The sequence below is a fragment of the Saccharothrix mutabilis subsp. mutabilis genome (genome assembly GCF_039521145.1).
GTDB lineage: Bacteria > Actinomycetota > Actinomycetes > Mycobacteriales > Pseudonocardiaceae > Actinosynnema > Actinosynnema mutabilis.
In genome coordinates this window covers 17,534-42,274 of sequence record NZ_BAAABU010000025.1, presented here as the reverse complement: position 1 = coordinate 42,274, position 24,741 = coordinate 17,534, and the positions used below count along the sequence as shown (strand labels likewise).

22 protein-coding genes, 1 tRNA gene and 3 pseudogenes are annotated in these 24,741 nt (G+C 68.9%); 20 read left to right on the top strand and 6 right to left on the bottom strand.

Going from position 1 to position 24,741, the window contains the following annotated elements; all coding sequences use genetic code 11:
- The first annotated feature begins 555 nt into the window (after positions 1-555).
- Positions 556-638: transfer RNA gene (locus ABD126_RS33355), tRNA-Leu, on the top strand.
- A gap of 62 nt (positions 639-700) precedes the next feature.
- Here ABD126_RS33355 and ABD126_RS33350 read toward each other — a convergent pair.
- Entirely contained in the window at positions 701-2,098 is a 1,398-nt protein-coding gene (locus tag ABD126_RS33350; RefSeq protein WP_343938582.1) for a recombinase family protein, read from the bottom strand.
- Between the two features lie 77 nt (positions 2,099-2,175).
- On the opposite strand from ABD126_RS33350, the gene ABD126_RS33345 reads away from it, so the two are divergent.
- The 5 genes and pseudogenes from ABD126_RS33345 to ABD126_RS33330 all read left to right on the top strand — a co-directional run bounded on the left by ABD126_RS33345 (position 2,176) and on the right by ABD126_RS33330 (position 7,007).
- Positions 2,176-2,337, top strand: coding sequence for an Hsp70 family protein (locus ABD126_RS33345; protein ID WP_343938580.1), 162 nt, complete (start codon positions 2,176-2,178; stop codon positions 2,335-2,337).
- Positions 2,334-3,008 (top strand): annotated as a pseudogene (locus ABD126_RS38905) (Hsp70 family protein); the annotation flags it as partial. The gene ABD126_RS33345 and the pseudogene ABD126_RS38905, both read left to right, overlap by 4 nt.
- Before the next feature lie 100 nt (positions 3,009-3,108).
- The gene (locus tag ABD126_RS38900; RefSeq protein ID WP_425542923.1) at positions 3,109-3,435 is read left to right on the top strand and encodes an Hsp70 family protein; all 327 of its coding nucleotides are present in this window, start codon (positions 3,109-3,111) and stop codon (positions 3,433-3,435) included.
- Between the two features lie 950 nt (positions 3,436-4,385).
- Positions 4,386-4,811, top strand: coding sequence for a hypothetical protein (locus ABD126_RS33335; RefSeq protein ID WP_343938576.1), 426 nt, complete (start codon positions 4,386-4,388; stop codon positions 4,809-4,811).
- Positions 4,812-6,212: 1,401 nt separating this feature from the next.
- Entirely contained in the window at positions 6,213-7,007 is a 795-nt protein-coding gene (locus tag ABD126_RS33330) for a hypothetical protein (RefSeq protein ID WP_343938574.1), read from the top strand.
- A gap of 148 nt (positions 7,008-7,155) precedes the next feature.
- Here the strand turns inward: ABD126_RS33330 and ABD126_RS33325 are convergent, their stop codons facing one another.
- Positions 7,156-7,365 (bottom strand): hypothetical protein, encoded by a 210-nt coding sequence (locus tag ABD126_RS33325; RefSeq protein ID WP_343938572.1) that lies wholly within the window; start codon positions 7,363-7,365, stop codon positions 7,156-7,158.
- 205 nt (positions 7,366-7,570) lie between these two features.
- On the opposite strand from ABD126_RS33325, the gene ABD126_RS33320 reads away from it, so the two are divergent.
- The 4 genes from ABD126_RS33320 (at position 7,571) to ABD126_RS33305 (ending at position 10,018) form a co-directional block, all read left to right on the top strand.
- Positions 7,571-7,978, top strand: coding sequence for a phage portal protein (locus tag ABD126_RS33320; RefSeq protein WP_343938570.1), 408 nt, complete (start codon positions 7,571-7,573; stop codon positions 7,976-7,978).
- Positions 7,975-8,424, top strand: coding sequence for a phage portal protein (locus tag ABD126_RS33315; protein WP_343938568.1), 450 nt, complete (start codon positions 7,975-7,977; stop codon positions 8,422-8,424). Before ABD126_RS33320 ends, ABD126_RS33315 begins: the two co-directional genes overlap by 4 nt.
- The gene (locus ABD126_RS38895) at positions 8,309-8,875 is read left to right on the top strand and encodes a phage portal protein (RefSeq protein WP_425542921.1); all 567 of its coding nucleotides are present in this window, start codon (positions 8,309-8,311) and stop codon (positions 8,873-8,875) included. Before ABD126_RS33315 ends, ABD126_RS38895 begins: the two co-directional genes overlap by 116 nt.
- Positions 8,876-9,508: 633 nt before the next feature.
- Positions 9,509-10,018, top strand: a complete 510-nt coding sequence (locus ABD126_RS33305) for a VG15 protein (RefSeq protein ID WP_343938564.1) — start codon at positions 9,509-9,511, stop codon at positions 10,016-10,018.
- A gap of 1,029 nt (positions 10,019-11,047) precedes the next feature.
- On the opposite strand, the gene ABD126_RS33300 is transcribed toward ABD126_RS33305, so the two are convergent.
- The gene (locus tag ABD126_RS33300) at positions 11,048-11,362 is read right to left on the bottom strand and encodes a hypothetical protein (protein ID WP_343938562.1); all 315 of its coding nucleotides are present in this window, start codon (positions 11,360-11,362) and stop codon (positions 11,048-11,050) included.
- A gap of 27 nt (positions 11,363-11,389) precedes the next feature.
- Between ABD126_RS33300 and ABD126_RS33295 the strand changes: the two genes are divergently transcribed.
- Positions 11,390-12,055 carry a hypothetical protein gene (locus ABD126_RS33295; RefSeq protein WP_343938560.1) on the top strand — a complete coding sequence of 222 codons (666 nt, stop codon included), beginning with the start codon at positions 11,390-11,392 and terminating at the stop codon, positions 12,053-12,055.
- A gap of 740 nt (positions 12,056-12,795) precedes the next feature.
- On the opposite strand, the gene ABD126_RS33290 is transcribed toward ABD126_RS33295, so the two are convergent.
- Entirely contained in the window at positions 12,796-13,362 is a 567-nt protein-coding gene (locus ABD126_RS33290) for a Uma2 family endonuclease (protein WP_343938558.1), read from the bottom strand.
- A gap of 137 nt (positions 13,363-13,499) precedes the next feature.
- Here ABD126_RS33290 and ABD126_RS33285 point away from each other — a divergent pair.
- Positions 13,500-13,625 (top strand): annotated as a pseudogene (locus ABD126_RS33285) (CRISPR-associated endonuclease Cas1); the annotation flags it as partial.
- A gap of 152 nt (positions 13,626-13,777) precedes the next feature.
- Here the strand turns inward: ABD126_RS33285 and ABD126_RS33280 are convergent.
- Both ABD126_RS33280 and ABD126_RS33275 read right to left on the bottom strand, forming a co-directional pair.
- On the bottom strand, positions 13,778-14,914 hold the full coding sequence (locus ABD126_RS33280; RefSeq protein ID WP_343938556.1) for a helix-turn-helix domain-containing protein: 1,137 nt from the start codon (positions 14,912-14,914) through the stop codon (positions 13,778-13,780).
- Positions 14,911-15,297, bottom strand: coding sequence for a hypothetical protein (locus ABD126_RS33275; protein WP_343938554.1), 387 nt, complete (start codon positions 15,295-15,297; stop codon positions 14,911-14,913). The genes ABD126_RS33280 and ABD126_RS33275 overlap by 4 nt, the downstream gene beginning before the upstream one ends.
- Positions 15,298-15,446: 149 nt before the next feature.
- Between ABD126_RS33275 and ABD126_RS33270 the strand changes: the two genes are divergently transcribed.
- The 8 genes and pseudogenes from ABD126_RS33270 to ABD126_RS38890 form a co-directional block, all read left to right on the top strand.
- A complete protein-coding gene (locus tag ABD126_RS33270) occupies positions 15,447-16,445 on the top strand; it encodes a CBASS oligonucleotide cyclase (RefSeq protein WP_343938552.1) in 999 nt (332 codons plus the stop codon).
- 2 nt (positions 16,446-16,447) lie between these two features.
- Positions 16,448-16,966 (top strand): HORMA-1 domain-containing protein, encoded by a 519-nt coding sequence (locus tag ABD126_RS33265; protein ID WP_343938550.1) that lies wholly within the window; start codon positions 16,448-16,450, stop codon positions 16,964-16,966.
- Positions 16,967-16,984: 18 nt separating this feature from the next.
- On the top strand, positions 16,985-17,908 hold the full coding sequence (locus ABD126_RS33260) for an AAA family ATPase (protein ID WP_343938548.1): 924 nt from the start codon (positions 16,985-16,987) through the stop codon (positions 17,906-17,908).
- A complete protein-coding gene (locus ABD126_RS33255; RefSeq protein ID WP_343938546.1) occupies positions 17,905-19,374 on the top strand; it encodes an SAVED domain-containing protein in 1,470 nt (489 codons plus the stop codon). The genes ABD126_RS33260 and ABD126_RS33255 overlap by 4 nt, the downstream gene beginning before the upstream one ends.
- Before the next feature lie 497 nt (positions 19,375-19,871).
- The gene (locus ABD126_RS33250; RefSeq protein ID WP_343938544.1) at positions 19,872-20,381 is read left to right on the top strand and encodes a hypothetical protein; all 510 of its coding nucleotides are present in this window, start codon (positions 19,872-19,874) and stop codon (positions 20,379-20,381) included.
- Positions 20,382-20,702: 321 nt separating this feature from the next.
- On the top strand, positions 20,703-22,232 hold the full coding sequence (locus ABD126_RS33245) for a Cas10/Cmr2 second palm domain-containing protein (protein ID WP_343938542.1): 1,530 nt from the start codon (positions 20,703-20,705) through the stop codon (positions 22,230-22,232).
- The gene (locus tag ABD126_RS33240) at positions 22,229-24,493 is read left to right on the top strand and encodes an RAMP superfamily CRISPR-associated protein (RefSeq protein ID WP_343938540.1); all 2,265 of its coding nucleotides are present in this window, start codon (positions 22,229-22,231) and stop codon (positions 24,491-24,493) included. The genes ABD126_RS33245 and ABD126_RS33240 overlap by 4 nt, the downstream gene beginning before the upstream one ends.
- A pseudogene (locus tag ABD126_RS38890) lies at positions 24,490-24,687 on the top strand (RAMP superfamily CRISPR-associated protein); the annotation flags it as partial. The gene ABD126_RS33240 and the pseudogene ABD126_RS38890, both read left to right, overlap by 4 nt.
- Positions 24,688-24,741: the final 54 nt, after the last annotated feature.

Genomic DNA, 24,741 nt, shown 5'->3' with positions numbered 1-24,741 from the left:
ACACCCCCCGCCCATCCCCTCCACCCACGCCGCGATCACCGTCGAGTCCGACGATCACCCCCGCAACTTCGCGCTCAGGCCCCATCCACCCCAGGCACCCGACAACTTGTACCCGCGGCTGCCTGAGCCACGACCAGAGTGCTCCGCACGCGCCCCCACCTGCACCTCTCGCCGAATCAACCAGCGGACCGCCGGTGGCTGACGTCGAGTCCGGGACCACGGGCCAGTGCTCTCCTCCCCACGGGCTGCGAGCCTGCGGCTGCACCTGCGGCGTCGGCCGATCCGGACTCGACAGCGGCACATGCTCATGACCACCCGCGACCATGAACCCCACCTGTTCACCGACAAGCCGGGCTGCCGATCAACGCCGGCAAGGGTGTCGCCCACCGCAAACTCGACCAGTGCACGGCGGAGCACGGCGTCCGCCTGATTCAGCCCTCCTCGCCAGTCAAGCCTGTGACCAGCGCAAATGCAGCGAGAATGCGCCATCCATACCCCGATTTGGACCACAAAAGACGATCATGTAACCTATGACCACACCACGGCGAGAGCCGAGTCCGGGTGGCGGAATGGCAGACGCGCTAGCTTGAGGTGCTAGTCCCCGCAAGGGGGTGGGGGTTCAAGTCCCCCCTCGGACACACTGTTACCCCACGGGGCGGGTCGACGATTTGTCGGCCCGGCGTCGTGGGGTTCGTCTTTTTCACCGGCCCGCCGGCACGCGTGGTTCGTCGATGACGACTCGGTCGGCATGGCAGATGATCACGGCCCGGTCGGTACGCAGTGTGTCGACGACCAGGCGCGGGCTCGCCGCGGCGGGCAGGTGCAGGGCGTGCCCGATCTTGGTGATCAGCTGCTTTTCGCGGAGGTAGAGGGTCGGCGGTGTCGCCTCGGTGCGTGGGCCGCGGTGGTGGCGGCAGCGGTAGCCGGGTCGTCCGTGTGTCCAACGGGACTCCATCCGTTGCCCGCATGCGCCGCAGCGCAGCAGCCCGGCCAGCAGGTACTCGCGTCGTTCTCCGTGCTGGTTGGGGCGTTGGGCGCGGATGCGTTGGACGGCGACGAAGTCGTGTTCGCTGACCAGGGCGGTGTGGGCGCGCTGGTGGGACAGGACCCACTGGTGGGCGGGTTTGTGCTTGGTCATGCGGTGGCGGCGTTGGTCGGTGGGGGAGTGGTGGTCGTGGTCCACGGTCTGCCGGTTCCAGACCTGCCACCCGGTGTAGCGGGGGTTGCGCAGGATCGTGGTCACCGTCTCGACCGTCCAACGGCGCCGTGTGCGGTGGGTGTTGCGTGCGGGGTCGTGTTCGGCCGGGCATGGCGTGCGCCGCTGATTGAGGGTCTCGACCAGGTGCTCGATGCTGCGTCCGGCCAGGCGTTCGGCGAACAGCCACCGCACCGTCGGCGCTGTGTCGGGGTCGGGCTCCAGTTGGACGATGCTGCGGCCGCGGCGTGCGCCTGCCGGGTGCGGGTGCGGGCCCGCCTCGACCAGGCGGTAGCCGTAGGGCGCCCGTCCGCCCAGGTAGCGGCCTTGTTCAGTCAGGGCGCGCATGGCCGCCATCGCGCGGTGCCGGGCGCGGACCACCTCGCGCAGCGACTGCGCACCCAACATCCTGACCAGCGCCCGGTGCTCCGGTGTGTCCAGGTCGACCGGACCGCCGGCTTCGGGCAGCCACACCTGCACGCCGTGACGCCGGAACAGCGCGAGCAGCCGCTCCAATTGATCACCGGCGAAGCCCCGTTCGTACTCGCCCACGACGATCGCGTCGAACGTTCGGTTCGGCTCACGCAACGCGGCCAGCAGTTCCGCGGCCTGCGGCCGGTCACGCCACCGGTCACGCCGTGACCGCCCGGCGTCGAAGAAGGTGGCGGTGATGGTGCCGTGACCGGCGACCAGTTCCTGCGCGACCTCCAGTTGCCAGGCCCGCGAGGTGGCGGAGTCCTGATGCTCGGTGGTCGAGGTCCGGCCGTAGAACGCGAACCGCAGATCACCCACAACTGCTGGCCGCAAAGCACGACAGGCACCGGTGCCGTCCTCGGCCCGCAGTCCCATCCAGTCCGTGAGCACGTCCCGACCGGACAACACCACGACAGCCACCTTCCGCACCAAAGGAAGCAAAGATCATCCCAAGGTGGCTTCTCAGGCGACATGGCAGCCCTGACTCGGCCGACGCCGACGCCGCCGTGATCACCGTTCCCGCGTACTACGGTGTCGCCGAGCGTGAAGCGCTGGTCGTCGCTGCGCGGAAGGCGAGCCTGTCGGTGCAACGCCTGATCAACGAGCCCACCGCCGCCGCTCTCGTCCACGCGGTGCGCGTGCCGAAGCCCGGGGCACGGTCCTGGTGATCGACCTGGGTGGTGGCACGCTCGACGTCGCCGTCGTGCGGCTGTCCGGTGGAGTCGTCGAGGTACGGGCTGCCACGGGGGAGAACGATCTCGGGGGTGACGACTGGGACCAGCGCATCGCCGAGTGGTTGATGGCTCGTTTCGCCGAGGAGCACGGGGTCGACCTGGTGGAACCCCACTCCGTCCAGCGGATCCGCGACGCCGCGGTGGCGGCCAAGCTCCAGCTGTCGCGCGAGACGCAGACCACCGTGAACCTGACCTACCTGGCGTCGTCCCAGAGCGTGCCGCGCCACCTGATGGTGACGCTGACCCGGTCGGAGTTCGAGGGTTTCACCGCGGACCTGCTCGACCGGTGTCGCGTGCGCATCGAGCAGGGATTGAAGATGGCCGAGGTCGGTGCCGACGAACTGGACGACGTGCTGCTGGTCGGTGGCGCGACGAGGATGCCCGCGGCGGCCGCACTCGTCAGACGCCTGACGGGGCGTGATCCGGTTGCCGGGGTGGACCCCGATGAGGCGACCGCGGCGGGTGCCGCCCTGCAGGCAGGCATGCTCACCGCGGACGTCCGGGAAGTGGCGGTGCTCGAGGTGACGCCGTTGGCGCTGGGCGTCGAAACGGCGGGCACCCGCACCACGATCATCAGCGCGAACAGCGCCGTCCCGACCAAGCGCTCGCAGGTGTTCACCACGACCAGGAACAACCAGGCCACCGCGCAGGTCCGGCTCCACCAGTTCGCCCCGATGTCCCGGGCGACGACACGGTCGTGGCGACGTGCTGCTCGACCTGCAGCCCGGACCACGTGGTCAGATCTCCATCGAGGTCACCGTGGAGTGCGACGTCAACGGGGTCATCCACCTCCGGGCCCGTCAGGTGGGCGCACGACGCTCGGCGACGACCACCGTCACCGTCTCCCGCGCGACGATCGCCGATGCGGCCCAAAGGCCGGTTCGGCCGTACTCGGCCATCGTCCTCGAGGGCGATCGACCGCGGCGCCGTGGAGTTCGACGCCGCCCGCCGGCGTCCTCCGCACGCCGTCCGACGCGCGTCATCGCCTCTGCCGGTTCGGATGCCGCTCCGAAACGACCGGCAGTGACCTAGTTCGTGCCGTGCCGATGTCGCCCGCCGTCCGGGACGTGTCACCGCCTGGGCAGCACCCGGAAGTGCTCATCACCGCGCTGCTGCGACGAGGAGCCGCCATGCGGGAAGCCAGCGATCTCGCCCCAGCGCTCGTGGTGGGCCGCGAAGCCGTGGCAACGGCTGTGGCTTTCGCGCGACAGGTGCCAGGCTCACAGTCGATCCTCATCCGCACCCTCGTCGAATTGAGCACCACGCAGTACGAAGCCGGTTTGCTCGACGATGCGCGCAAGGCGTGTTCCATGGCCGTGTCGGTCGTGCTCGATGCGGGCGGCGGCGTTCCGGACTCCGCTGTCGCGGAGCTGTCCGAGGCGCTCATCCGCGTCGGTACGGCACTTGCGACCGTGAACCGGAACGCCGACGCCATCGGGTTGCTCGTCGCCGCGTTCCAGATCCTGAACCTGGGTCGTAGAAGGTCCGAACGGTACGCCCCCTCGTCCTGGCCTCAGTCGATCTGCTTAGCGCCCTGAGCGTGATCGATCTCCGCCAAGTGACGATCGTGGTCAACCAGATGACCATTGTCGTAGTCCCTGCCTCATGAGCAGGTTGCCCGAAATCCTGTCCGCAACCCCGGAACGGCCATGATGAGTTCCACGCCGCCGGTCGACCCGGCACGCGATGGGGCACGCGAATCCGCTTGTGAAGCAGCGGCAATCGGGATCGCATGCCGCCTTGACCGCTCGCGACGGCCGCGTGAACCATATGGGCCCGAACCGGTGCCACTGGGACGATCAGGCGGGTGCGTGGCACCCGGCACCAGCCCGCGACCAGTGGTCGCAGGTGGAACCGCGCTGGGGAACGTGGTCCCTCCCGAGTCGGTGGTACCCGTCGTACGGGTCACGGGCGCGACGTCGCTGGCCGCGCCGAGCAGCATGTCCAGCCATCGCGGCCATAGGTCCAGGGCGTGGCGGGAGATGGCGAACTTCGCCCGCGCTGCGGGGGTGGCCGGCCATGCTGGTGATGACCTCGCCGAAGCAGTTCAACACCGCCACGGCGGCCGGGGACGCCACAGCCAGCTGCCCGCCCTGCCCCACCACGGCTACCGCCACCTCAGGCGGTTCCTGCACATACCCTCCGCCATCCGGCGCCGATGCTCCTTCGGCGAACGCGAACTGGTGCTGGTGCGCGCGGTGCCGGAGTTGTCGGTGCTGCCGATCTTCGGCCAGGAGAAGCTGAACCGCGCCCTGCCCGATCCACGCCGGGTCGCCACCGCCCGCGCAGTCGCGAACCAGACCGGCGGTTCCGGCGAAGGCCCAAAGGCGCGACTACGCGTGGCCCAGAACCCGGCGTCACGTCCTGCTGCCGGATCTCCGGGATCGGGAGGTGGGCGTCGTGGCTGAAGCCGTTCCCGATCCGGCCGACGTGGCGATGGCCACGCAGTTGCTGGCGCGGATGAATCGGCGCATCGAGGACCTGGTCGACCTCGACACGTTGGTGGCCGAGCGGCCCGAGGCGGGCAGGCGAACGCAGGAGGCACCGCCGGTGCCGACGTTTGCGGAGGTTCGTGCCGGTGGTCGAGGGTCGCCGCACCGTCGAAGCGTTCAAGGCGCAACGCGACGCGGTGCGGGACGGCACCACCGGCGGCTGGCCGAGCGGAAAGGCGAGGCGATGCCGCGCGCCGAGTCGCGCTGCGTGTGCGCGAGCTGTTCGACAGCGGCGAGACCAACGCCGCCGAGATCGCCCGCCGGGTCGGCTGCTCCTACTCGGCGGCGCGGGCACACTCAGCGCGGGTACGACGCCGCAACAATGTGGTTGCACTCTGATCAGCACCGAACGTATGTTCGCCCATGTTGGTGACGTCCGCCTCTTGCGGACCAGCCCGTCAACGGTCGAGTCACCTCGGCAACCGCCCCCGGTGCCGACAGGGCTCCCGTACATCCCGCTGTCGCTGACCCCTCGCGCACTCGTGCCCCGGCGAGTGATGCAGCCTGCATCACGACGCCTTGCATCTGTCATCAACACCGCAGGCAGGCGTAGTCGCAGGTCAGTGGCGACCAGGTATCTGGTTTAAAGGCTCGGAGGCGGTGCTAGGCTCGCGCAGTAACGTTACTTCGTGACCGTTACGAGAGGGGCGGGCGTCGCCGTGTGCGACGCCCACCGGAGATCATCCGCGTTACCGGCCAGCACGCAGGGCGCGAATGATCTCAAGGAGCGGCCTAGTCACCCATTCGGGCGGCAGGCCGCTCTCCCCTTCTCCCAGGCTTTCGAGCAGCGCAAGCAGTAGTTGCGCCGCCAGCTTCTTCCACCTGGGTTTTCGTTCTGACACGTTCAGCTCCTCTCGGTCGACCACCGTTGACGACACACCGGCTGGTGTGTCGGTCCGGCGGACCGACCAGTGGACGAACGTGCCTGTGGAGCGACGAGAATCTATCGGACCATCACCACGGCCGCCCAGCCGGGGTCATCCACGCCGTGCAAGCGGTTTCACGCAACACGTTAGCGTGACACTATCGCGGGCATTGCGTACATATGGCAGTCGATCGGTCGACCCGTACTTGACTTAGAACCGGAACGTGCTTACAGCACGACTTACACTTAAATGCCATTCTTTGGCATCGCGCCTGGTTGTCGGCGCTATCGGGCTAGTATGGACAGACCTGCAGGTGGCGCGCGGTGGGCCGCTGGTCCTATGTCAACCCGACTAGGGCCCAGGGTGGCATGATCATGACGGCGCTTTCGAGTGATGTGTCCGGGACTCAATTACGGGTTCATTCCATGCTGCATTTTTGCCGAAGCGAGGAATGTCGGAATCGCCTTCCTGGCCCGGAAGTGCTGAACGAGTCCTGGGACTCGGCCAAGGACGTGGAGGAGTCCAAGCGGTACACCTGCACCTGGAGGACGCCGCCGCGACCGCGTGGACCACCGCGCAGGAGTGGGACGGCTGTCACGACGAGACCGCGCCGCCGCTGGCCGAGGGCGACACCATCGTGATGATGTTCGACGGCAGCAAGAGCGACGACGCTACGGGTTTGGTGGGTCTGCGCATGCCCGACGGGCACGCCGGGGTCCTGCACCTGCAGGGGAAGCCCGAGCACCTGGCCGCCGATACGCGGTGGCAGGTCAACCGCGACGAGGCCGACCTGGCGGTGCGTACCGCGTTCGAGCGCTCCGACGTCATGGGCTTCTTCGCCGACGTCCGGGAGTTCGAGAGCTACGCGGACGGCTGCGCGCAGGAGTTCGGCGAGCAACTGTTGGTCGAGGCCACGACCGGCCGCAACCGGCACCCGGTGGCGTTCGACATGCGCGCCCGCGTGCAGGAGTTCACCCAGGCCACTCGCCGGACCCTGGTCGACATCCGCGACCGGACCTTGACCCACGACGGGGACCGGCGGTTGCGCCGCCACCCGCTCAACGCCCGCCGCGCCCCGAACCGCTACGGGACGTCGGTGGCCAAGGAAGGCCGCGAGTCGCCGCACAAGATCGACCTGTTGGTGTGCCTGATCGTGGCTCGTCACGTCCGCCGCCTGGCGCTAGCCTCGCCCGGCTGGGCGAAGCGGGCGCGCAAGCGCGGCGGCAAGCTCCGTGTGTTCCACTAGCCAGCTAGGCGGAGAAAACCCTCGCCGCGTAGTTGAACGAGTTGGTGGCGTCGTGCCCCGTGCTGTAGGGGGCCATGCACCGGCCGTTGTCCACCGGAATGGTTCCGTAGGCGGGCAGGAACAGGTTGTTGCACTTGAAGCACGAACGTCAGCGCGTCTGGTGCACGTGCTCCGGGTTGCTCAGGTCATGTTCGACGACGTAGGCGAACGACGCCCGAACGGTCCTGCTGTTCACCCGGTGGCCGTTGGGGTCGCCGGGGCAATGACCCGAGAAACCTCCCGCCCACCACAGGCACTGGCACGCCGCGCAGGAGCGCCATTCCCGATGTTCGGTATGGCCGTCCTCCTCCAGCAGCACCTCCTCCAGCCGGCTTGTGGCGCCGCCTGCGCGGTAGCGGGTGCGACGAGCTGACCGGCGGCAGTCACCACGATCGCGCCGCCCGCTGTGCCCAGAAACCCCCGACGGTTCACCATCACCTGTTCCGATCTGCCCTGCCGTTCCTGCCCCGGTATTCGCCGGTCGGGCGGAGGTGTTACGGGCATTAGCTCGTTAGGGGGTATGTTTGCCCCCATCCGCTCGTGACGCCGCCGACGTCGGTCGCCGGATTGTCGAGTGCTGGCCCGACCGGGCCCGCAACGACCGCATCCACCGGTACGTCAAGGGCGACCATGACTTGCCGTTCGCGCCGCGGGGGTCGAAAGCGCTCTACATGTGGACGCTGCGCAAGTCGCGCACCAACTGGTGTCGTCTGCTGGTGCAGATCCTGGCGCAGAACCTGTTCGTGGACGGCATTCGCGCCACCGGTCGGACCGAGGGCGACGCGGGGCCGTGGCAGTTCTGGACGGCCAACCGGATGACGCGGCGGCAGTCCGCGGTGCATCGTGCGGCGTTAAAGTACGGGCTCGCGTTCGTCTCGGCGTTGCCCGGTGAGCCCGGCCCGGTGATCCGGGGCACTCCCCGCGCAGCATGACCGCGTTCTACGCCGACGAGGCGAACGAGTGGCCGGTGTACGCGGTCGAGCGCGCCCGGTCGTGGACCCCGTCCGGGCCGCGCACGCTCTACCGGCTCTACGACGAGACCTCTATGTATTTCCTCGGGGCCGAGGGTGACGGGTCGCTGTCCTACGTCGAGCACCGCGACCACAACGCCGGGGTCGTGCCGGTGATCCGGTTCGTGGACGAGGACGACCTGGACTCGGACATCCCCGGCGTGGTCGAACCCGTGATCGACATTCAGGACCGGCTGAACTACTCCACGTTCCTGCTGCTCATGGCCGGGAGCACGGCGCTCACCGGCAGCGTTGGGCCGCCAGGCTGGAGCTGGACGAGGGCGAGGAACCGCCCATCGGGCCGGACCGGCTGTTGCACTCCGACAGCCCCGAAACCCGCTTCGGGTCGTTCGACGTCACCCCGTTGAGCGGCTACGTCGAGGTGCTGGAACAGGTGTTGCGGCACCTGGCCGCGATCACCCAGACCCCGCCCCAGGCCCTGCTCGGCAGCCTCAGGACCTGTCGGAGAATGCGTTGGCGGCGGCCGAGTCCGGTCTACAGCGCCGGGTCGGCGTACGCCGCGCCAGCTACGGCGAGTCATGGGAGCAGGTGTTGCGGCTGTGCAGCCTGCTGGCCGGATGGCTGGACACCACTACTCGGCTCCGGCGGCGCGACACCGAGACCCGCTCGCTGGCCGCCGTGGTCGACGCTTGGGGCAAGGCGGTGACCGTGCTTGGCGTGCCGGAGCGCGCCACCTGGGGACGCCTGCCCGGCGTTACCGACACCGACGTGCAGCGCTGGGCCAAGATGCTGGTGACCCCGGACGGTCACGGGCTGCTCGCCGACGTCCTCACCCGCGCCACCGACCCGACCGTCTAAGGAACTTGCCGACTTCGGACCGCACGGGCTGGCGCGCGTGCGGATCTGGGGCGGCGCGGTGATAAACCACTGTCGTTCAACGCGCGGATGATCTCGGGTCGGTCCGCTGGTGCGGTACCGCGAAGCGCGATCAGCAGACCGAGCACACGCCCGACCACGACGCAGCAAGCAACCAGACCGCCCACTGTTCCGGCTGTGCCCAGGGTTGTCCACATGGCCACCTCCCAGGCCCAGTAGACAGGGTGAACCCTAGTGTTCGGCAAGCCCGCCTGTTACTCCGTCCGAAGGTATACAGCCGTTAAGTAACAGGCTGTGGAGCGGCGAAGCGCCCTTGGTGCCGTTTCGGGGTGCACATGGCCGCCACCCCTGCGGGCACCCGAGCAACCGAGCAGCACCGCCGTGAGCAGGCCCGACCTCGGCGCTGCTGGTGCGCGAAGTGCTGTCGCTGTGGCCGCTGCTGAACCCGTTTCGGCTGGACGCGACCGCCCCGGCGTGGGTGCGCCTGGTGCTCGACCTGGTCACCGACTACCGCGACCGGTCGGCACGGCTGGCCGCCGACTACCTGACCCGGTTCCGGCTGGCCGAGATCGGCACCACCCCACCGAACCCGCTCACGCTGCTGGATGACTCCGGGTGGCGCGACGCGGCGGCGGTGTCGTTGCTGGTGACCGGGCCGAGCACGGTCAAACGGTTGACGCCGGGGGTATTGAGCCAAAGGCCGCCGCTGGGAAGGCTGCGCCGCTGCTGGCCGCCTCGGCGCTGCGCCACGGCGCGGCCGGTGGCCGCGACCTGCTGCACAACGCCCGCCGCGTCGACCAGGCGATCATCGGCTACCACCGTGTCACCAGCGCCAAGCCGTGCGCGTTCTGCGCGATGCTCGCCGCCCGCTCCGCCATGCCGCCCGACCGGCGCACGTTCTACGCCTCGCAATGCGCCGCGACGTTCACCATCCGCGACGGCGACCCGGACACCTTCCACGACGGACGGCTGTGCACCGTGGAACCGGTCTACCGCGACGGTTCCCCGCCCGCCGCCTCGGTGGAGTTCGCCGAGCTGTGGGCGACCTCCACCAAGGGCTTGTCCGATTGCAAGGCCCGCAACGCGTTCCGTCGCGCCTTCGAGGCGCGGCAGCGCGCGGCCTGAACCCCCTTCCCCCTCCTGAGTGCCCGCCCGCGCTGCCACGCGACAGCCCAACCACCGCTCGCTGAGCGCCGGTGGAGCCCGGGCGGGCGCCCCCTTCCCGCCCCCCGATCTACAGCTGCGAAGGAGCCGCGCACCCGTGACCGCCCCGACCCCTGCCGACCAGCCGCCCGCCCCGGCCGAACTGGGCGCGGCACCACCCGCCCCGGCGCCCACCACTTCACCCGCCCCGGTCGCGCCGGGCCAGCCCCGGCCGCCGAGGCCGACGGCGCGGCGCTGGCCGCGCAGCTCGCCGAAGCGCAGGCCGCCGCCGCGCGGCCGCCCGAGCTGGAGTCGGCGGCCCAGGCCGCCGAGGAACGCGCCCGGCTCGCCGAGTCCCAGGGGACCCGCCTGACCGTCACCAGGGCGGCCGGGCTCCTGGACGCGTTCGCCGAGCGGCTTCGCGGGGCCGACGAGACCGAGCTGGCGGCCGCCGCCGCCGCCCTGGTCGAGCTAATCCGCACCGCCGCCACCCCCACCACCACCCCGCCCGCGCTGGCCGCCGCGCCGTTGCCGCCGGGCCGTCGCCCGGTCGAGGCGCTGACCCCGGCCAGCGCGACCGGCATCGAGGGCCAGGCCGAAGGCGACACCCCCGACGCCATCGCCCGCCTGGTGTTCGGCGGCAAGTAACCAAGGAGGCCCGCCACCCCGAACCAGTTCCTCACCCCGAAGCAGATCGCCAGCGCTTCCCTTGCGGCGCTGGAGAACCAGACCGTTCCGCCGCGACCGCGCGGACGCTCCGTATGGCCTGGCCTGTCTTGCGGGTCTGGTAGGTCCCTCCCGGGTAGTCGATCCGTGCGGTGGCCGGTCGCCGGACGTCGCCGTGGCGGATAAGGCAGGGAGGCGATCATGCAGCGGGACACGGTCCTGGCGAGTATCCAGAAGAGTTGGCCGAGTGCGGCGACCGTTCTCCGTCGGCGCGGTACTTACGTCTGTTCCAGGAGGCGTTGGAGACGGCGACGGGGGGTGGGGCCGCTCGGAGGGCCTGGGAGGTCATCTGCCCTTCGGCGACAGTGAGGAGGCCGTCACGGCGGCTGAGCGAAACGCCGGGTCGATCCTATTGGCCTCGGCGGTCATGTTCGCTGGCGCGGAGATCGGGCACGCCATCCGCGAAGGGCTCCCGGATCGCCGAAGCGACCGGATAGCACGCTGGCCGCGGGGAGGCTGACGGGTGAGGGCCGCTTCGTCGCCCTCGTAGTAGACGTCCAACAACTCCAGCTCGGGAATCTCGGCGTTGTGCAGCCGCGCTAGCCTGGCGATCCACTGGATGGGAGCGAGGTCCAACTTCGTCGAGATCAAGACGATCACCGCCGTTGAACCCGCTACGGTCAGGACGTGCCTTCAGGACAGGTCTCTATTTGGGTGCCGGTAGTGGTCGCCGTACTGGGCATCATCGGCGTCATCGCGGGCCAGTTGATTAATGCTTGGAAGGAAGATCGTCGTTGGCGGCGCGAGCTACAACGTGAAGATCTTCGATGGGAACGTGAACGTGCTCGGCTGAATGATGATCGCTCACATGAATTGAGAAAGCACTGGCTAGACAGGCGCTTCGAGGTCTACCTCGAACTATTCGATGGATATGAGCGTTGGCTGGCATCTTTGCGTCCCCACTTCGATGCATCGAGGCGGACCTTCAAGGAGCCGGACGACGATGTGAAGAGGGGGCTAACTGAACACGGCGAAACCTTCAAAGACTTGATTACTCGTGTTCGCACGTTGGGTTCGTATGAGACCTGGCTCGTGGCTGTGAATGCGGAAAACAGTCTAAGTCGTCTCAGTCTCACCCTGGTGTCCGGATTGAACGTCGAGCCCGACCTCGTGCGCACCTTCAATGCCGCCCTGATGTACGGCAGCCGCCTGCAAGAGGCGTTCCGTCGCGACCTTGGGTTGATGGAATGGGATGCGCAGGAACGAGAGATCCAGGAGGTGATCTCGGACTACGCGAGCGGGCGACACGCGGCCCCGCCTACCTCATCACCGCCATCCGACTCGACTTCTTGATCTCTGGGCCACGCAACTTCCATCCGCCGATCGCCATCGCGGCGGTGTCGATTTGGCGTCCGGTTTGTGCCGCGTTCGGGTTTGTCGGGGCGGATGAGGTCGGGTTCGCCGGGTGGGTGGCGGACTTCGACGGCGTCGAAGCACCACTCGGCGACGGGGTTGCCGTGGTGGGACCAGCCGCGTGAGCGGGTCAGGGTCATGAGTTCGGTCATGCCGTGGGTCATGCCCTTGTAGGTCCGGGCTACCGGGTACATCGGCACGCCCGTGCGTCGTTCGAGGCGTTGGCGCACGGGCTCGCCGGACCACTCGTCGTTAGGAGATGTCAGCGACCCGCAGCAGGCCGGTGCTACCCGGGCTGGCGCTGGTGCACTTGTATGACGGCGCCAACCGCTTCGCCGCCGGGATGCCCGCTCTGGTGACGGATTGGTGGCGCGCTTACCGATCCGACGCCAAGCCCCACGCTCTGAGGCCACCACGTCGTGTGAGAACGGCGCGCTCAGGTCGCCGACGTCCGGGCGGCACGCGGGCCAGTGATCCTCTCCGGCGCGTTCACGGCTCGATGGCCGACGTCCTGGACCGGGCTAGCAGGCTGACCGGACCGCCGTGAGCGGTGATCGTGGTGCTGTCCGGGCTTGGAGGCAGTCGAATGGCTCAGTGGACTCACTGGTCCAGCGCAGCGCTCAACGGGACGGCGTGTCGGCCTGGTGTGGAGTCGTAAGGGGCGTGGGGTAGCCGGGGTGTCACCGTCGAGGGCGGTGGAGGTCCGCAGGATCGAAGGCTAGCCTGAGTGCACCGGTCACGGCAGCCTCGCCCGCCTGCCCCGGCGTCAGCACTGCGACCTCGGAATACACGCCCTCGCGGAGTTGGTAGCAGTAGATCGTGGGACCTTGCTCGTCGGCAAGTTCGACCCGCCAGTACGCCGGTACCCCGGCCGCTGCGAACGCTGCGGGCTTCTCGAGCCGGTCGGTCTTCTTGGTCGATGGGCTGACGACCTCGGCGACGAGTGCGACGGTGTCGACGTCCACCGAGGTGGTTTCGACCCGCTCGGTGGCCACGACGACGTCAGGAATGTAGGCCAGCCCTTCTCGGATGCGCACACCGACCGCGGTCAGGGCTTCCATGCCTTCCGGTGCCACTGCGTCGTCCAGCAGTCGGCAGAGCCGGTCGGCCACCCGTTGGTGTCGGACCGAGGGGGCGGCGTTCACGACGAAACGTCCGTCGACCAGTTCCACCCGGTGCCCCTCGGCAGGCTCAAGGCTCTCCCAATCGTCCAGCGTGTAGCCATCCAGACGCCGTGCTGTGGTCACAGCCATCGCCCCTTGTCCGGCTTCGTGTCCTGAGCGCCCAGTATCCCACTCGAGCTTGGCAGTGACAGTCGACGCGTCCAGCGAGGTGCCGGCCCGCTACTCCATCTCGGCGAAGCCGTGGTGCTGGCCGCTCGCCCCGCGACCTGGTCAGCGCCGCTTTGTCCTTCGGCTACGCGGTCCTGACCTCCGAGACCACCAGCGCCCTGCACGCCGCCGGGCTCGACCCGACCATCGGCATCCTCAACAGGACAACGAGTACGTAAGAGAAAACTACTGAAGGACCGTACGGCGCCTTCGCGCTGGTCGGACATAGCCGTCGGGAGTACCCCTCGCACGACTGAGGACTGAAGGTAGCGCGTGGTTTACATGGAGGACAGCTGCTGGGTGCATCCGAGGCCGAGGTTCGGGGACCGTTTCAATCAGAGAAAGTGACGGACTGCTTCATGTCACGCCAGCGTGACCACGGAACGATACCTTCATGCTGAAGGCGACCCAGCACAATCCCCTGCGAGACGCCGACTTTCCTTGCGAACCGCGCGATGCTCCCGGGGTCGTTCGTGAAGGTTTGCGTCACGAACTTGTCGAACACCGCGTCTGGAATAAGAGCATTGCGCGCAAAATTGTCCGCCTCAATCTCCGGGCTGGCCTTGCGATCGCTCTTTGAGTCCCCGTGCAGCAAGAGTTCGCCACCCTCGCCAGGGTTTTCATCGAGGAAGGTCAGCCTCTTTCCGTGCAGGATCAGATGCCCTATTTCGTGAAAGAAGGAGAACCAGAATGTGTCATCGGTCTTAAAGCGATCGCTGAGTGCCACCATTGCCTTTTCGGGAGTGAGCCAGCGTGTGGCACCGGAGACGTGGGTATTCTTCAGTGCGGGCTTGAAGACGAGCGCTATTCCGAGTTTCGAGCACAGATCGGGTAGCTTCTTAATCCACACCTGCGGTGGTTCCATTGTCAGTTTGCGGAGCTCGGGTAGTGCTTCGACGAGGTTCTGTTTATTGTAGTTCGAGCACCCGACTTCACGTGCAGCTTTTTCGCACAAGCGCAGCCAGGTAGCCACGGCGTATTCGTCGCCATCGACCAAGGTCGACCTTCTGAAAGCCGTCCTGTATTCGCGCCATGCCTGCTGTGCGACATCGGGACTGGCAACGCCGAAGAACTTGAGGATCGCCTGTAGGTTTTCTAGGCTTGGTTTTCTGTCCCGAAGAATGCCCATCTTGTGAAGGTAGCCGAGGGGAAAGTTCGACACCCAGGAAACGTGCTCTTCGAGCTTTGCTCGCGTTTGTATTTCGCTCTGGTGGACCTGCCAAGCTGCTTCGAGGCGCGACCAAACGATTGCGGGGATTCCGGTCGCTTGGTCTAGAAGTACTGCTGTCTCGGGGCTAAGGCTAGCGGCGCCTTGGACGATTTGATTGATGTGTTTTGTGGAAAGTCCGGTGCGGCGGCAGAGGTCGGCTTGGCTGATTCCCTCTTCGTCAAGGTATTCTTTTAGGGTCTCACCCGGCGGTGCGAACGACTCCGGCTGGTAGGCGTAGAAACGCTGGCGGGAGGTCATTGGGAAATCCTCTTTCGCGCCGGGGCGGCGGTCGAACGTGCGGATTTTGAGGCTGCGGTGATCGAGACGATGTCGTCGATCACGACACTTTTCACCCACTCTTCGTCGAGAGGTAAGTCGGCGGGTGCATCGTCTTTGCCGGGACGGAGGAGTACGTCGAGTGTCGGTCCGGCCGCGAGTAAGACCGTGTGCCGGCCGCCGGTGAGGGCTGTCCGGATCCGGGTGCCGGGGAACGTTCGCATGTCGGCCAGACGGACCGCGGCGAGGAGTTGTCCGAGACGTCGACGGATCACTGCGCTGCCATCGGGGCCGTACGTGGCCAGGCGCGCGGAGTCGCTGTTGCACACACGAGCCAGTTCCTTCGAGCGGAACTCGACGTTCATACCGACCCCGAGGCTGAGTTCCGTGTACCGGACAGGCGCATGATACCTTTCGCTGCGGTCGGCGATGACATGCACCGGATAGGTATATGTAACTCTTCGTAGCTGCGGACGCTGGAGCCGGGACGGAGACGAGAGCTGGGAGGCTTGGCGTGGCAGGGGAGAAGCACGTGGACCACCGCGTTCTTGCGCGGTTCGCGCGGGACAAGATCAACGTGGACAAGGAGGTCGCGCAGGAGCGCCGGAGGCAGGTCAACTACCTGCGCACACGGCTGGAGGTACACATCGCGGCGAACCCGGGGTTCGACCTGGTGAAGCTGCGGGCGTCCGGCAGCACCGCCAAGCACACCGCGATCAAGAGCCGTCGGGGCGAGGGCTCGGACGCAGACGTCGCGGCCTACCTGCGGGTCTCGGACCTCGAAATCGAGGAGTCGACCCTGTTGGACTGGCTGTTGGAGCGCTGCCGCGAGGTCTACGGCGCGACCAAGGTGGCCGAAGACTTCAAGATCTCGCACCACGCGGTCGGCATCACGCTGCGGGGGTCAGGCCTCAAGATCGACGTCGCGCCGGTGCTGTACGAGGGCGAGGAGCAGGATCGCGGTTACCTCGTTACCAAAGAGGGCCAGCGGGTTCTCACCTCGGTGACCATGCACCTGGCGTTCATCCGCGAGCGCCGCAACAAGGCTGGCCTGGGTTACCCGGAGCTGATCCGGCTGCTCAAGGGCTGGATCCGCGAAGCCAAGCGCCTGGACCCACAGCTTCGGTGCAAGAGCTTCCTGCTCGAGCTGATCGTCGCCCACCTGTGGGACAAGGGGTGGAACGGTCGGCCGTTGCAGGTGAACGACTACCCCGAGGCGTTCGAGCAGGTTCTCGGCTACATCGCGCACACCGGGCTGTCCGACCCGATCACCTTCGGCGACTACTACGCCCCCTCCGCCGTGGCCCCGTGCTCCGACCCGGTCCAGGTCTGGGACCCGGTAAACCCTCAGAACAACGTGACGTCCCTGTACACCGACGTGGACCGCAAGCGCTTGGTCGACCTCGCCGGCGAGGCCCTGGACAGCATCACCTGGGCGGCCACGACGCCGGCCAAGGGCACTGCCAACGACGCCTGGCGTGCCCTGTTCGGCCCGACCTTTCCCGGAGCATGATCATGACCTCCTCGCTCACCCGGTCAGCGTCCTTCACGCTCACCGACGCCCGCTACGTCGGAGCCAAGATCGCCGCCGACCTCCGCATCCTGCGCGCGGTGTACGGCAAGCCCAGCGACCTGACCATGATCGACAACTACGTCGAGGAGGTTGCGCTCCTGCTCAACAAGGGGTACTTGGGCACCGTCGACTACGGATTCCGCGACACCAACGCCGGGGTCTGGAAGCTGCGGTTGCGCTACCGCGCGACCATCGGCGGCAACCTCGTCGACACCAACCCGGGCGGAGTTCCCCGATCCAGGAACGTGACCGGGTTGCCCTTCTACAGCTACCTCTCCTACTCCAACGTCTTCACCAGCCTCCCGCGTGCCGAGCAGTCCGCGTTCAAGCAAACCCTGCCGATCACCCGTAACGGCGCCGAGGAGACGCCGCTCGCGTTGGGCGGCAGCACCCCAGGCCGTACCTACGGTCGCCACGGCACCGGCGTCAGCCGGGACGTCTTCACAGCCCTCGACATCTGACCGCACTGGAGCAGTGACATGAGCACCCAGGACGACTTGTTCCACCCCGTCGTCGAACTGCCCGAGCCCGTGCGCCAAGCCCGCTACGACCGGCTCGTCGGGCTGGACGACACCAAGCTCCGGTTGCGCAAGGAGGCCGCGCTGCTGGCCGCCCCTGATCGGCTCCGAGCCTGGGCCGAACGGTTCCACCCCGGCATGGACCTCCCCGCGCTGCGACTCCTGACCGACCGCGCACCGCTGTTCGTGTTCGCCGGCGACGTAGGCTCCGGGAAGTCCGCCTTGGCCGAGTCCTTCGGCTGCGACCTGGCCGACATGTTGGACCTGCCGGTGTTCCTCTACCGACTCAAGCTCGCCACCCGCGGCAACGGTCTAGTAGGGGAGATGACGTCCCTGATCGGTGAGGCGTTCACCCACCTGCGGGATGTCGCCGACCGCGCGCTGTCGGCCAGCGGGCCCACGTCCGTCACGGTGTTCGTCGTGGACGAAGCGGACGCCCTCGTGCAGTCCCGCGAAGCCCGCCAGATGCACCACGAGGACCGCGCCGGCGTCGACGCGTTCCTGGCAGGCGTCGACAGCCTGGCCGGCGCGGGCCTGCCTGTGCTCGTGGTGCTGTGCACCAACCGCGTCGGCGCCTTGGACCCTGCGATCATGCGGCGATCCGCCGCGACCTTCACCTTCACCCGACCCGATGACCAGCAACGGCACGCCATCCTGGCGGCGGCCCTCGACGGTCTGGGGGTGCGGACCGACACGATCACCAAGCTCGTCGAGCTCACCGGCCCGTCCGGCAACCAGCCGGGATTCACCAGCTCGGACCTCACGCAACGGCTCGTCCCCGCTGCGCTGATCACCGCATTCCCCGACCGGGCCGTGACCGACGAGCACCTCCTCACTCTCGCCTCCGAACTCGCACCCACCCCAGTGTTCACAGAGCAACCATGACCGCACTGCCCAGGCCCAGCCGTACCGGCGTACGCATCGCCGGCGACCTCTACCAGTGGCTGTTTGTCTGGCAGGGATGCCTCCGCGCGCTCCGCGACGCGCAACTGCACACCGACAACCCGGTGGTCGCGGTCGGTGTCGAGGTAAACGGCATCGGCAACCTCGACGACGTCGCGCTCTACCGGGCCAGCCCACCTAACGACTACGCCCAGGTCAAGTACGCCGTCGACAACCAGACCCCGATCAACGAGGACTACCTACTCGACGCCAGCTCGCCCACAGGCAACTCCATCCTGGGCAAGATCTTTGCCACCTGGCAAAACCTCACCACCCAGGGTCAGCCGTTCGAGCTCCGGTTGATCAGCAATCGCGCACCCGACCCCCACGACCCGCTGGTGTCCCGCCGCGATTCCCGCACCCAGCTCCTCCTGCCACACGCGGGAACCCAAGGACCGGCGTCCCAGGCGGGGCAAGCCCGTCAGCGGTGGGCCGCCGCACTGAGCACCACCGAGGAGGAGTTGCTCCAGTTCCTGGGCGCGCTCCGGTTCGACATCGCGCGTGACCCCGAACACGTCGTCGAACTCCTCCAGCAACTCATGTTCGCGACCGGCCTGCGCCACGACGAGGCCGCCGTGCACAGCGGAACCGGCTGGGTGGCCCGGCAGGTACGGGACGGACACCGGTGCCTCGATCTCGACCTGATCCGCCAAGCTGTCGAAGATCTTGGCCTTCACCGCGGACCCACGCGCGCGATCCTCTCCGTGGCGACGCTCAAGCCCGATCCCGTCCGGAATGACGCCGACTACGCGCTGGACTGGACCGATCGCTTCGAAGGAGGCGACCCTTACAGCAAGCGACGGCCAGCTCCCCCTGCCACCTGGGCTGAGCTCCAGACCGACATCGAACAAGCACCGCGTCGGCTGCCAGCCGACGCGACCGCAATCGCTATCACCGGATCCCTGCGTCTGGCCCCGGCGTTCCTTCTCGGCACGTCGTTCCGCATGGTCACCGGAACCGACCTCGCCGTCTCCCAACGCGGCCAGTCGTGGTCCACCAACGAACCCTACGAGGCCCCACTGCAGCCGCTCCTGGAGGAAACCCCGCTAGACCTGGGCACCGACCTCGCGGTCGCCGTCGCGGTGGCCGCCGACCTCGCTCCAGACGTGGAACACTTCATCCGCGAGCAGAACCTCCCCGCCAAGCGGCTCCTCGTCCTGCGCCCACCCGGCGGCACCAACGACCACTCGGTACCCGACAGCGCGACCGCCAACGCGCTGGCCACCGGCATGCGCGACGCTGTACGGCGAGCATGCCGAGACACCGACAAGATCCACCTGTTCTTGGCCAGCCCGATGGGACTCGCGCTGATGCTCGGCCACCGTTGGAACCGCCTCCGCACAACCACCGTGTACGAGGACCTCAACCGCAACCCGGCGTACGAGGCGGCCTTCACCATCCACGCCTAATCCGCCGTCCGAGGCGCCTCGGCGAGTCTCGGGTGACGGCGGGTAGAGACGTCCTGATGGAAGCTCGTAGCCGCTCGGCTGGGGCCGTGCAGATTAAGAGAGATGTCGACGGTGAGCGTGCGGGCCCGTCACTCAGCCCGCCTACGGCTCCAAGAGCGACGGTGACATCGCCAACGGCGACTGCTGCGCCGACGCGCGGAACAGCATGTAGGCGGTGGACGGTCCCGTCACAGTCGGCCCACCGCCTAGCCACTCGGCCCGGCGGCTGGAGCCCGAACCGACTGATGTGGCAAGGCTCGACGGGCAGCCTGCGCAGCAGCGCCCGGCCCGAAGTGGTGGTGCACGTAGTCTGCCGGGCGCTCCGAACCGAGCAGGCACCGGAGGCGGCAGTTAGCCGTGATTCGCTCCGTGCGGCTGAACAGGTGGGCGACTGATCCATTCGGCTGGGAACTGTGTCGCGTGCGTACCTGACCGGCCGCTGACTGCACTTCGCAGGTATGTGGACCACTCTGGCACCTGCGCTGGTCGCCGCGATCGCCGCCCTCGGCGGTGTGACCGTCGGTGCCCTCGTAGAGCCGCTCAAGCTGGGTGCGGCTCGACGTGCCCGAGTCCGTGAGGAGCGGGCAGCGCGGTGCGCGACGTTGATCGAGGCCGCGATGAAGTGCCGTGCCCGCTTGTGGGCCCTCAATCTTGAACACCGCAGAGTCGCGTCCGGGACCGAGGCGGACCCGGCTCGTGAGAACGAGTTGTTTGAGTTGTATCGCGTCGCGCGCAAGGAGCTGCGACAGACGGTGATGCTGTTACGCCTGAGCGGCCCTGACAAGCTGGTAGAAGCCGCGATGGCCGTGTGGGAGGCTGAACGTGCGCTGCGCGCCGCCAGGTTCACCGGCGACGACGGTGCCGTCTTCGACAGGAATCAGCCGCCGAAAGCGATACATGAAGCCAGCCGTGGGCTGGAGAACGTACGCCATGAGTTCGCGATGACGGCTCGCAAGTTGGCGGTGTGACTGTTACTCGCGAGCTGCCGCGAGGCTCTGGTACGCCGGTTGGCACTGGAGGCCCATTCCCGAGCCGAGCTGGCCGGTGGAGGCGGTTCGTGGTGCTTCGCCGGTGGGTTGATCAGGCAGCTGCCGGTGTCTGCTGCAACGGCTGGACAGGCTGAATCGACGCAGCGCGCTGTGGACATCTGGACGCGCGAAAGCCAGTCCAGGCCGCGAACCGGGACGAAACCCTTGGGCTTGCATGACACCTGTTCGGTGTCTGGGTGTAACCGGTTCGGCTGTGCGGGCGATCTGACGGGCACGGAATGCTGATCGGAGGGGTGCCGCGTGTGGCTGGTGCTGGTGGCGACGTCGGGGAATCAGGCGTTCGTGTTCGCGGGCAACCGGCTGCGGGAGGCGGTGGGGGCGTCGTTCCTGATCGCGGAGGCGACCACGTCGGCGGTGCGACGGCACTTGGGCGACGGTCGGGTGGTGTCGGTGTCCTCGGGCTCGGCGCTGGTCGTGGTCGGGTCGCGGGAGGCGGCGTGGTCGCTGGTGCGTGCGGTGTCGGGGTTCGCGGTGCTTGAGGCGCCGGGGTTGTCGGTGACCGGTGTGTGGATGCCGATCGCGGGTGCGGAGCCGACGGGGCCGGAGATCGCCGTGGTGCACCGGTTGTGGCGGCGGCGGGTGGACTGGGCGGCTGGGGTGGGTGGGCGGTGGCCGCGGTTGCCGGTGGTGGCGGCGTGCGCGTCGGCGGATCTGCCGGCGTCCGGGTGGTTCTCCGACGGGGTGCGGGTGGGTGGGGTGTTTCCGGAGGGGGAGGCGCCGGTGGCGTTGTCGGCGTCGGTGGTGGCGAGGCGGCGTGCGCGGTGGGCGGCGCAGGCACGGATGGCGGAGTTGTTGGATTCGACGGTCGCTGGTGCGGGGTTGCGGTTGGTGGACACCGGGGATCTGCTCGACGGGGTGGAGTGGGTGGGGGTGGTGCACGCGGACGGCAACCGGTTGGGGCGGGTGTTCCAGTCCGCGCCGGAGGTGTTGGCGGGTTTGGAGGGGTTCGCGGGGGACCGGTCGTTGGGGGCGTTGAGCGCGGCGGTGCGGCGGTGCGCGGAGGAGGCGTTCGGCGAGGCGGTTGCCGTGGTGGCGGGCCTGGTGGGACGTACCCGGGAGTTGCCGGTGGTGCCGTTGGTGGTCGGCGGTGACGATCTGACGGTGCTGGTGGACGGCCGGTACGCGGCGGCGTTCGCGCAGCGTTTCGTGGCGGGGTTCGGCGCGTGGGCGGCCCGAGACCCGCTGGTGTCGGCGGTGACGGCCGGGGTCGTGGGAGGGGTGACGGCGTCGGCTGGGGTGGCGGTGGTCAAGCCGCATTTCCCGTTCTCGACCGCCTACGGGTTGGCCGAGGAGTTGTGCCGGTCGGCGAAGCGGGTGGTGGCTGCGCATCCGGGGTGTCACGGGTTGGACGTGCACGTGTTGCTGGACACGTCGGTGGCTGATCTGGAGGCGATCCGCGAGGGCTACCGGGTGTGGGACGGTCAGGCGTGGTCGTCGGCGACCCGCCGGCCGTTCCTGCTGCCTGCCTCCGGGGATGTCGAGGTTCCCGTGGAGCGGGATTGGCGGTGGCTGACCGGGCACGCGGGGTTGGTGCGGGACGCGGCGCGGGCCGACGGTGGGCGGGTGGTGACGCGGACCCAGCTGCACGCGCTCCGCGGGGAATTACGCACTGACCCGGTGCGAGCCGCGCGGCGGGTCGGGCAGTGGCGGCGTTCGGCACGGTCGCCGCAGGACCGGGCGTTGGCGGCGGCGTTGTCCGGCCCTGGCACGCCACCGGTGCTGGATTTGCTGGAGTTGGCGGAGTTCGCGGTGACCGAGGTGCCGGCGTGAGCGGCGGGAGCGCGCGTCCACCGGTGCTGTCGGCGGCCGAGCCGGTCGTGGTGCACACCCTGTCGGACTGGAGGGTGGGCACGGGTCAGGGCATACCGGGTGATCTGAACGCGGTGGCGCGCCGGGACCCGGACGGGGTGCCGTATCTGCCGGGCACGTCGTTGACCGGGGTGCTGCGGGAGGCGTGCCGAGTGGTGGCGGTCGCGTTGGACGACGGCGTGCCCGGCGGAGTGTGGCGGCGTTGGCACACCGTCGTGTTCGGCACCGCGCCAGCTGAGCCCGGCGGTCGCGCCGACGGGCGACTGCGGCCCGCGCTGGTCGGGATCGGCGCGGCCCGCCCGGCGGCGGAGGTGCGGGAGGCGGTGATCGCGGCCGGCGCGGCGGAGGGCCTGCTGGCGCGGCGGGTGGGGGTGGCGATCGACCCCGACACCGGGCGGGCCTTGGATAAGGCGCTGCGGTTTGTCGAGGTGGTGCGAGCAGGGCTGGACCTGCACGCCGAGTTGACGCTGGACCCGCTGCCCGACGGCGAGGACGCGCGGACGGCGGTCACCGCGCTGCTGGTGTTGGGCGCGGCGTGGTGCGAGCAGGTGGGCGCGGACCGCCGGCGTGGTCTGGGTCGGGTGCGCCTCGATATCGGCGGGCACGATGCGCGGGTGTGGGCGCGGTGGTTGGCCGAGTCCGGGTTCGTGCCCGCCGACCCGCCCGACTCCCGCTCCGCCGCCCTGACGCACGACTTGGGCGTGGACGTGCCGCCGTCGGGCCCGTGGGTGGCCGCTGATCTGGTGGTGGACGTGGACGCGCCGTTGCGGGTGCCGTACCAGGCTGCCGGGAACATCGTGCGCGGCCTGGACCATGTGCCGGGCAGTCTGTTGCTGCCGTGGTTGGCGCAGCGGTGGGGGCAGGCGGTGGTGGACGCCGGGGTGTGGCACCGGGCGCTGATCGTGCGCAACGCGCTGCCCGAGGTCGACGGTGTGCGCGGTCTGCCCGCGCCGCTGACCCTGCACGCCTCGCGCGACGACGAGCACCGGTTCCACCTCGCCACGCACGACCCGGACGGTGCGGACCCGGACGGTGTCGCTCCGGTCGGCGGCCGGCAGGTGCGTGGCCGCTACACCACCGGCGAGGTCTCCGACGGCATGATCGGCTTGGCGGCGGTGCCGTTGACGCGGGTGAGCCACAACGCGGTCGACCCGGACAGCGGTCGGCCCACGTCGCGCACCGGGGTGTTCGAGGTGGAGGCGATCCCGGCGGGCACACGGCTGCGCGGCCGGGTGCTGGTGCGGGAGTCGCTGCTGGCGTCGGTGCCGGGTGAGGCGTGGGCGTTGCTGTCGGGTCCTGCGCGGTGGGGTGCGCGGCGGCGCGGCGAGTACGGCGCGGTCACCGTCACCGCCGTGCCCTGTCCGGTGGAGGAACCGGCCCGGCCCGGTGTGGTGTGCGCGTTGTGGGCGGTATCCGACGTGGTGGTCCGCACCCGGGCTGGTCGGTTGTCCGCCGATCCGGATCTCGTGGCCGCGGCCGTGGCGCGGCGGCTGGGGGTGGCGGTGGAGTTGGTGTCGGCGACCGCGCGGACCCGGCGCCGCGACGGCTGGCAGGGCCGGTGGCAACTGCCCCGCGACAGCGTGATCGGCGTAGCCGCCGGGAGCGTGCTGCTGCTGCGGTTCCCTGACGGCCCGCCTGACCCCGCGGCGTGGCGGGAGTTGCTGACCATCGGCATCGGCGAGCGGACCGTCGAGGGCTGCGGCGAGGTCGTGGCCGACGCCCCGCTGCTGTCCGCCCGCGAAGTCAGCGCCCGGCCACCCGAACGGGCCGCGCCGGCGCGGTCGACCGGAGTGGCCGGGTTGCCCGACCGGCTGCGTGCCGCGATCGTCGCCGACCGGGCGCGTGACCTGCTGCCCGACACCAGGGGCTCCGTGGAGTACCCGAAGCTGGTGGCGGTGCTGCGGCGGTTGACGCGCAGCGGGCGCGGCGAGTGGCGTGCGACGAGCGTGGCCGCCGCCGTCGCGGGCTCGCTGGAGCCGTTGACGGCCCGCATCGACCGGGCGGTGGCCACGAACCTGCCGCGTCGGCGCCCGGACAAGATGGTGGCGCTCACGCTCGACTGTCTGATCGGCCGCCGCACCGGGCCGGACATCCGATCGTGGTGGCGGGTGCTGGAGGAACACGGGGTGCCGGTGACAGGCGAGGTGGACCGGGCGGCGGCTATCGCCGCGCTGGTCTGTGACGCCGTCGACAGTCTGCGACGAGAGGGGGAGGCCCCGTGAGCACGACCGGCACACTGGTCCGGGAGGACTACCGGCTGACCTTCCGCGCCCGCACCCCGGTGCACGTGGGCGCGGCCGGCGCGGACAGCGCCGTCGACCTGCCTCTCGCCGTGGACGGTCTGGGCCGCCTGATCATCCCGGGCACGTCGTGGGCGGGGACGCTGCGCGCGGTGATGCGCACGGTGGCGCCACAGGAGGAGAACGCGGTCTTCGGGTTCGCCGAGGGCGCCGCGGCCACGCCTCGGGAC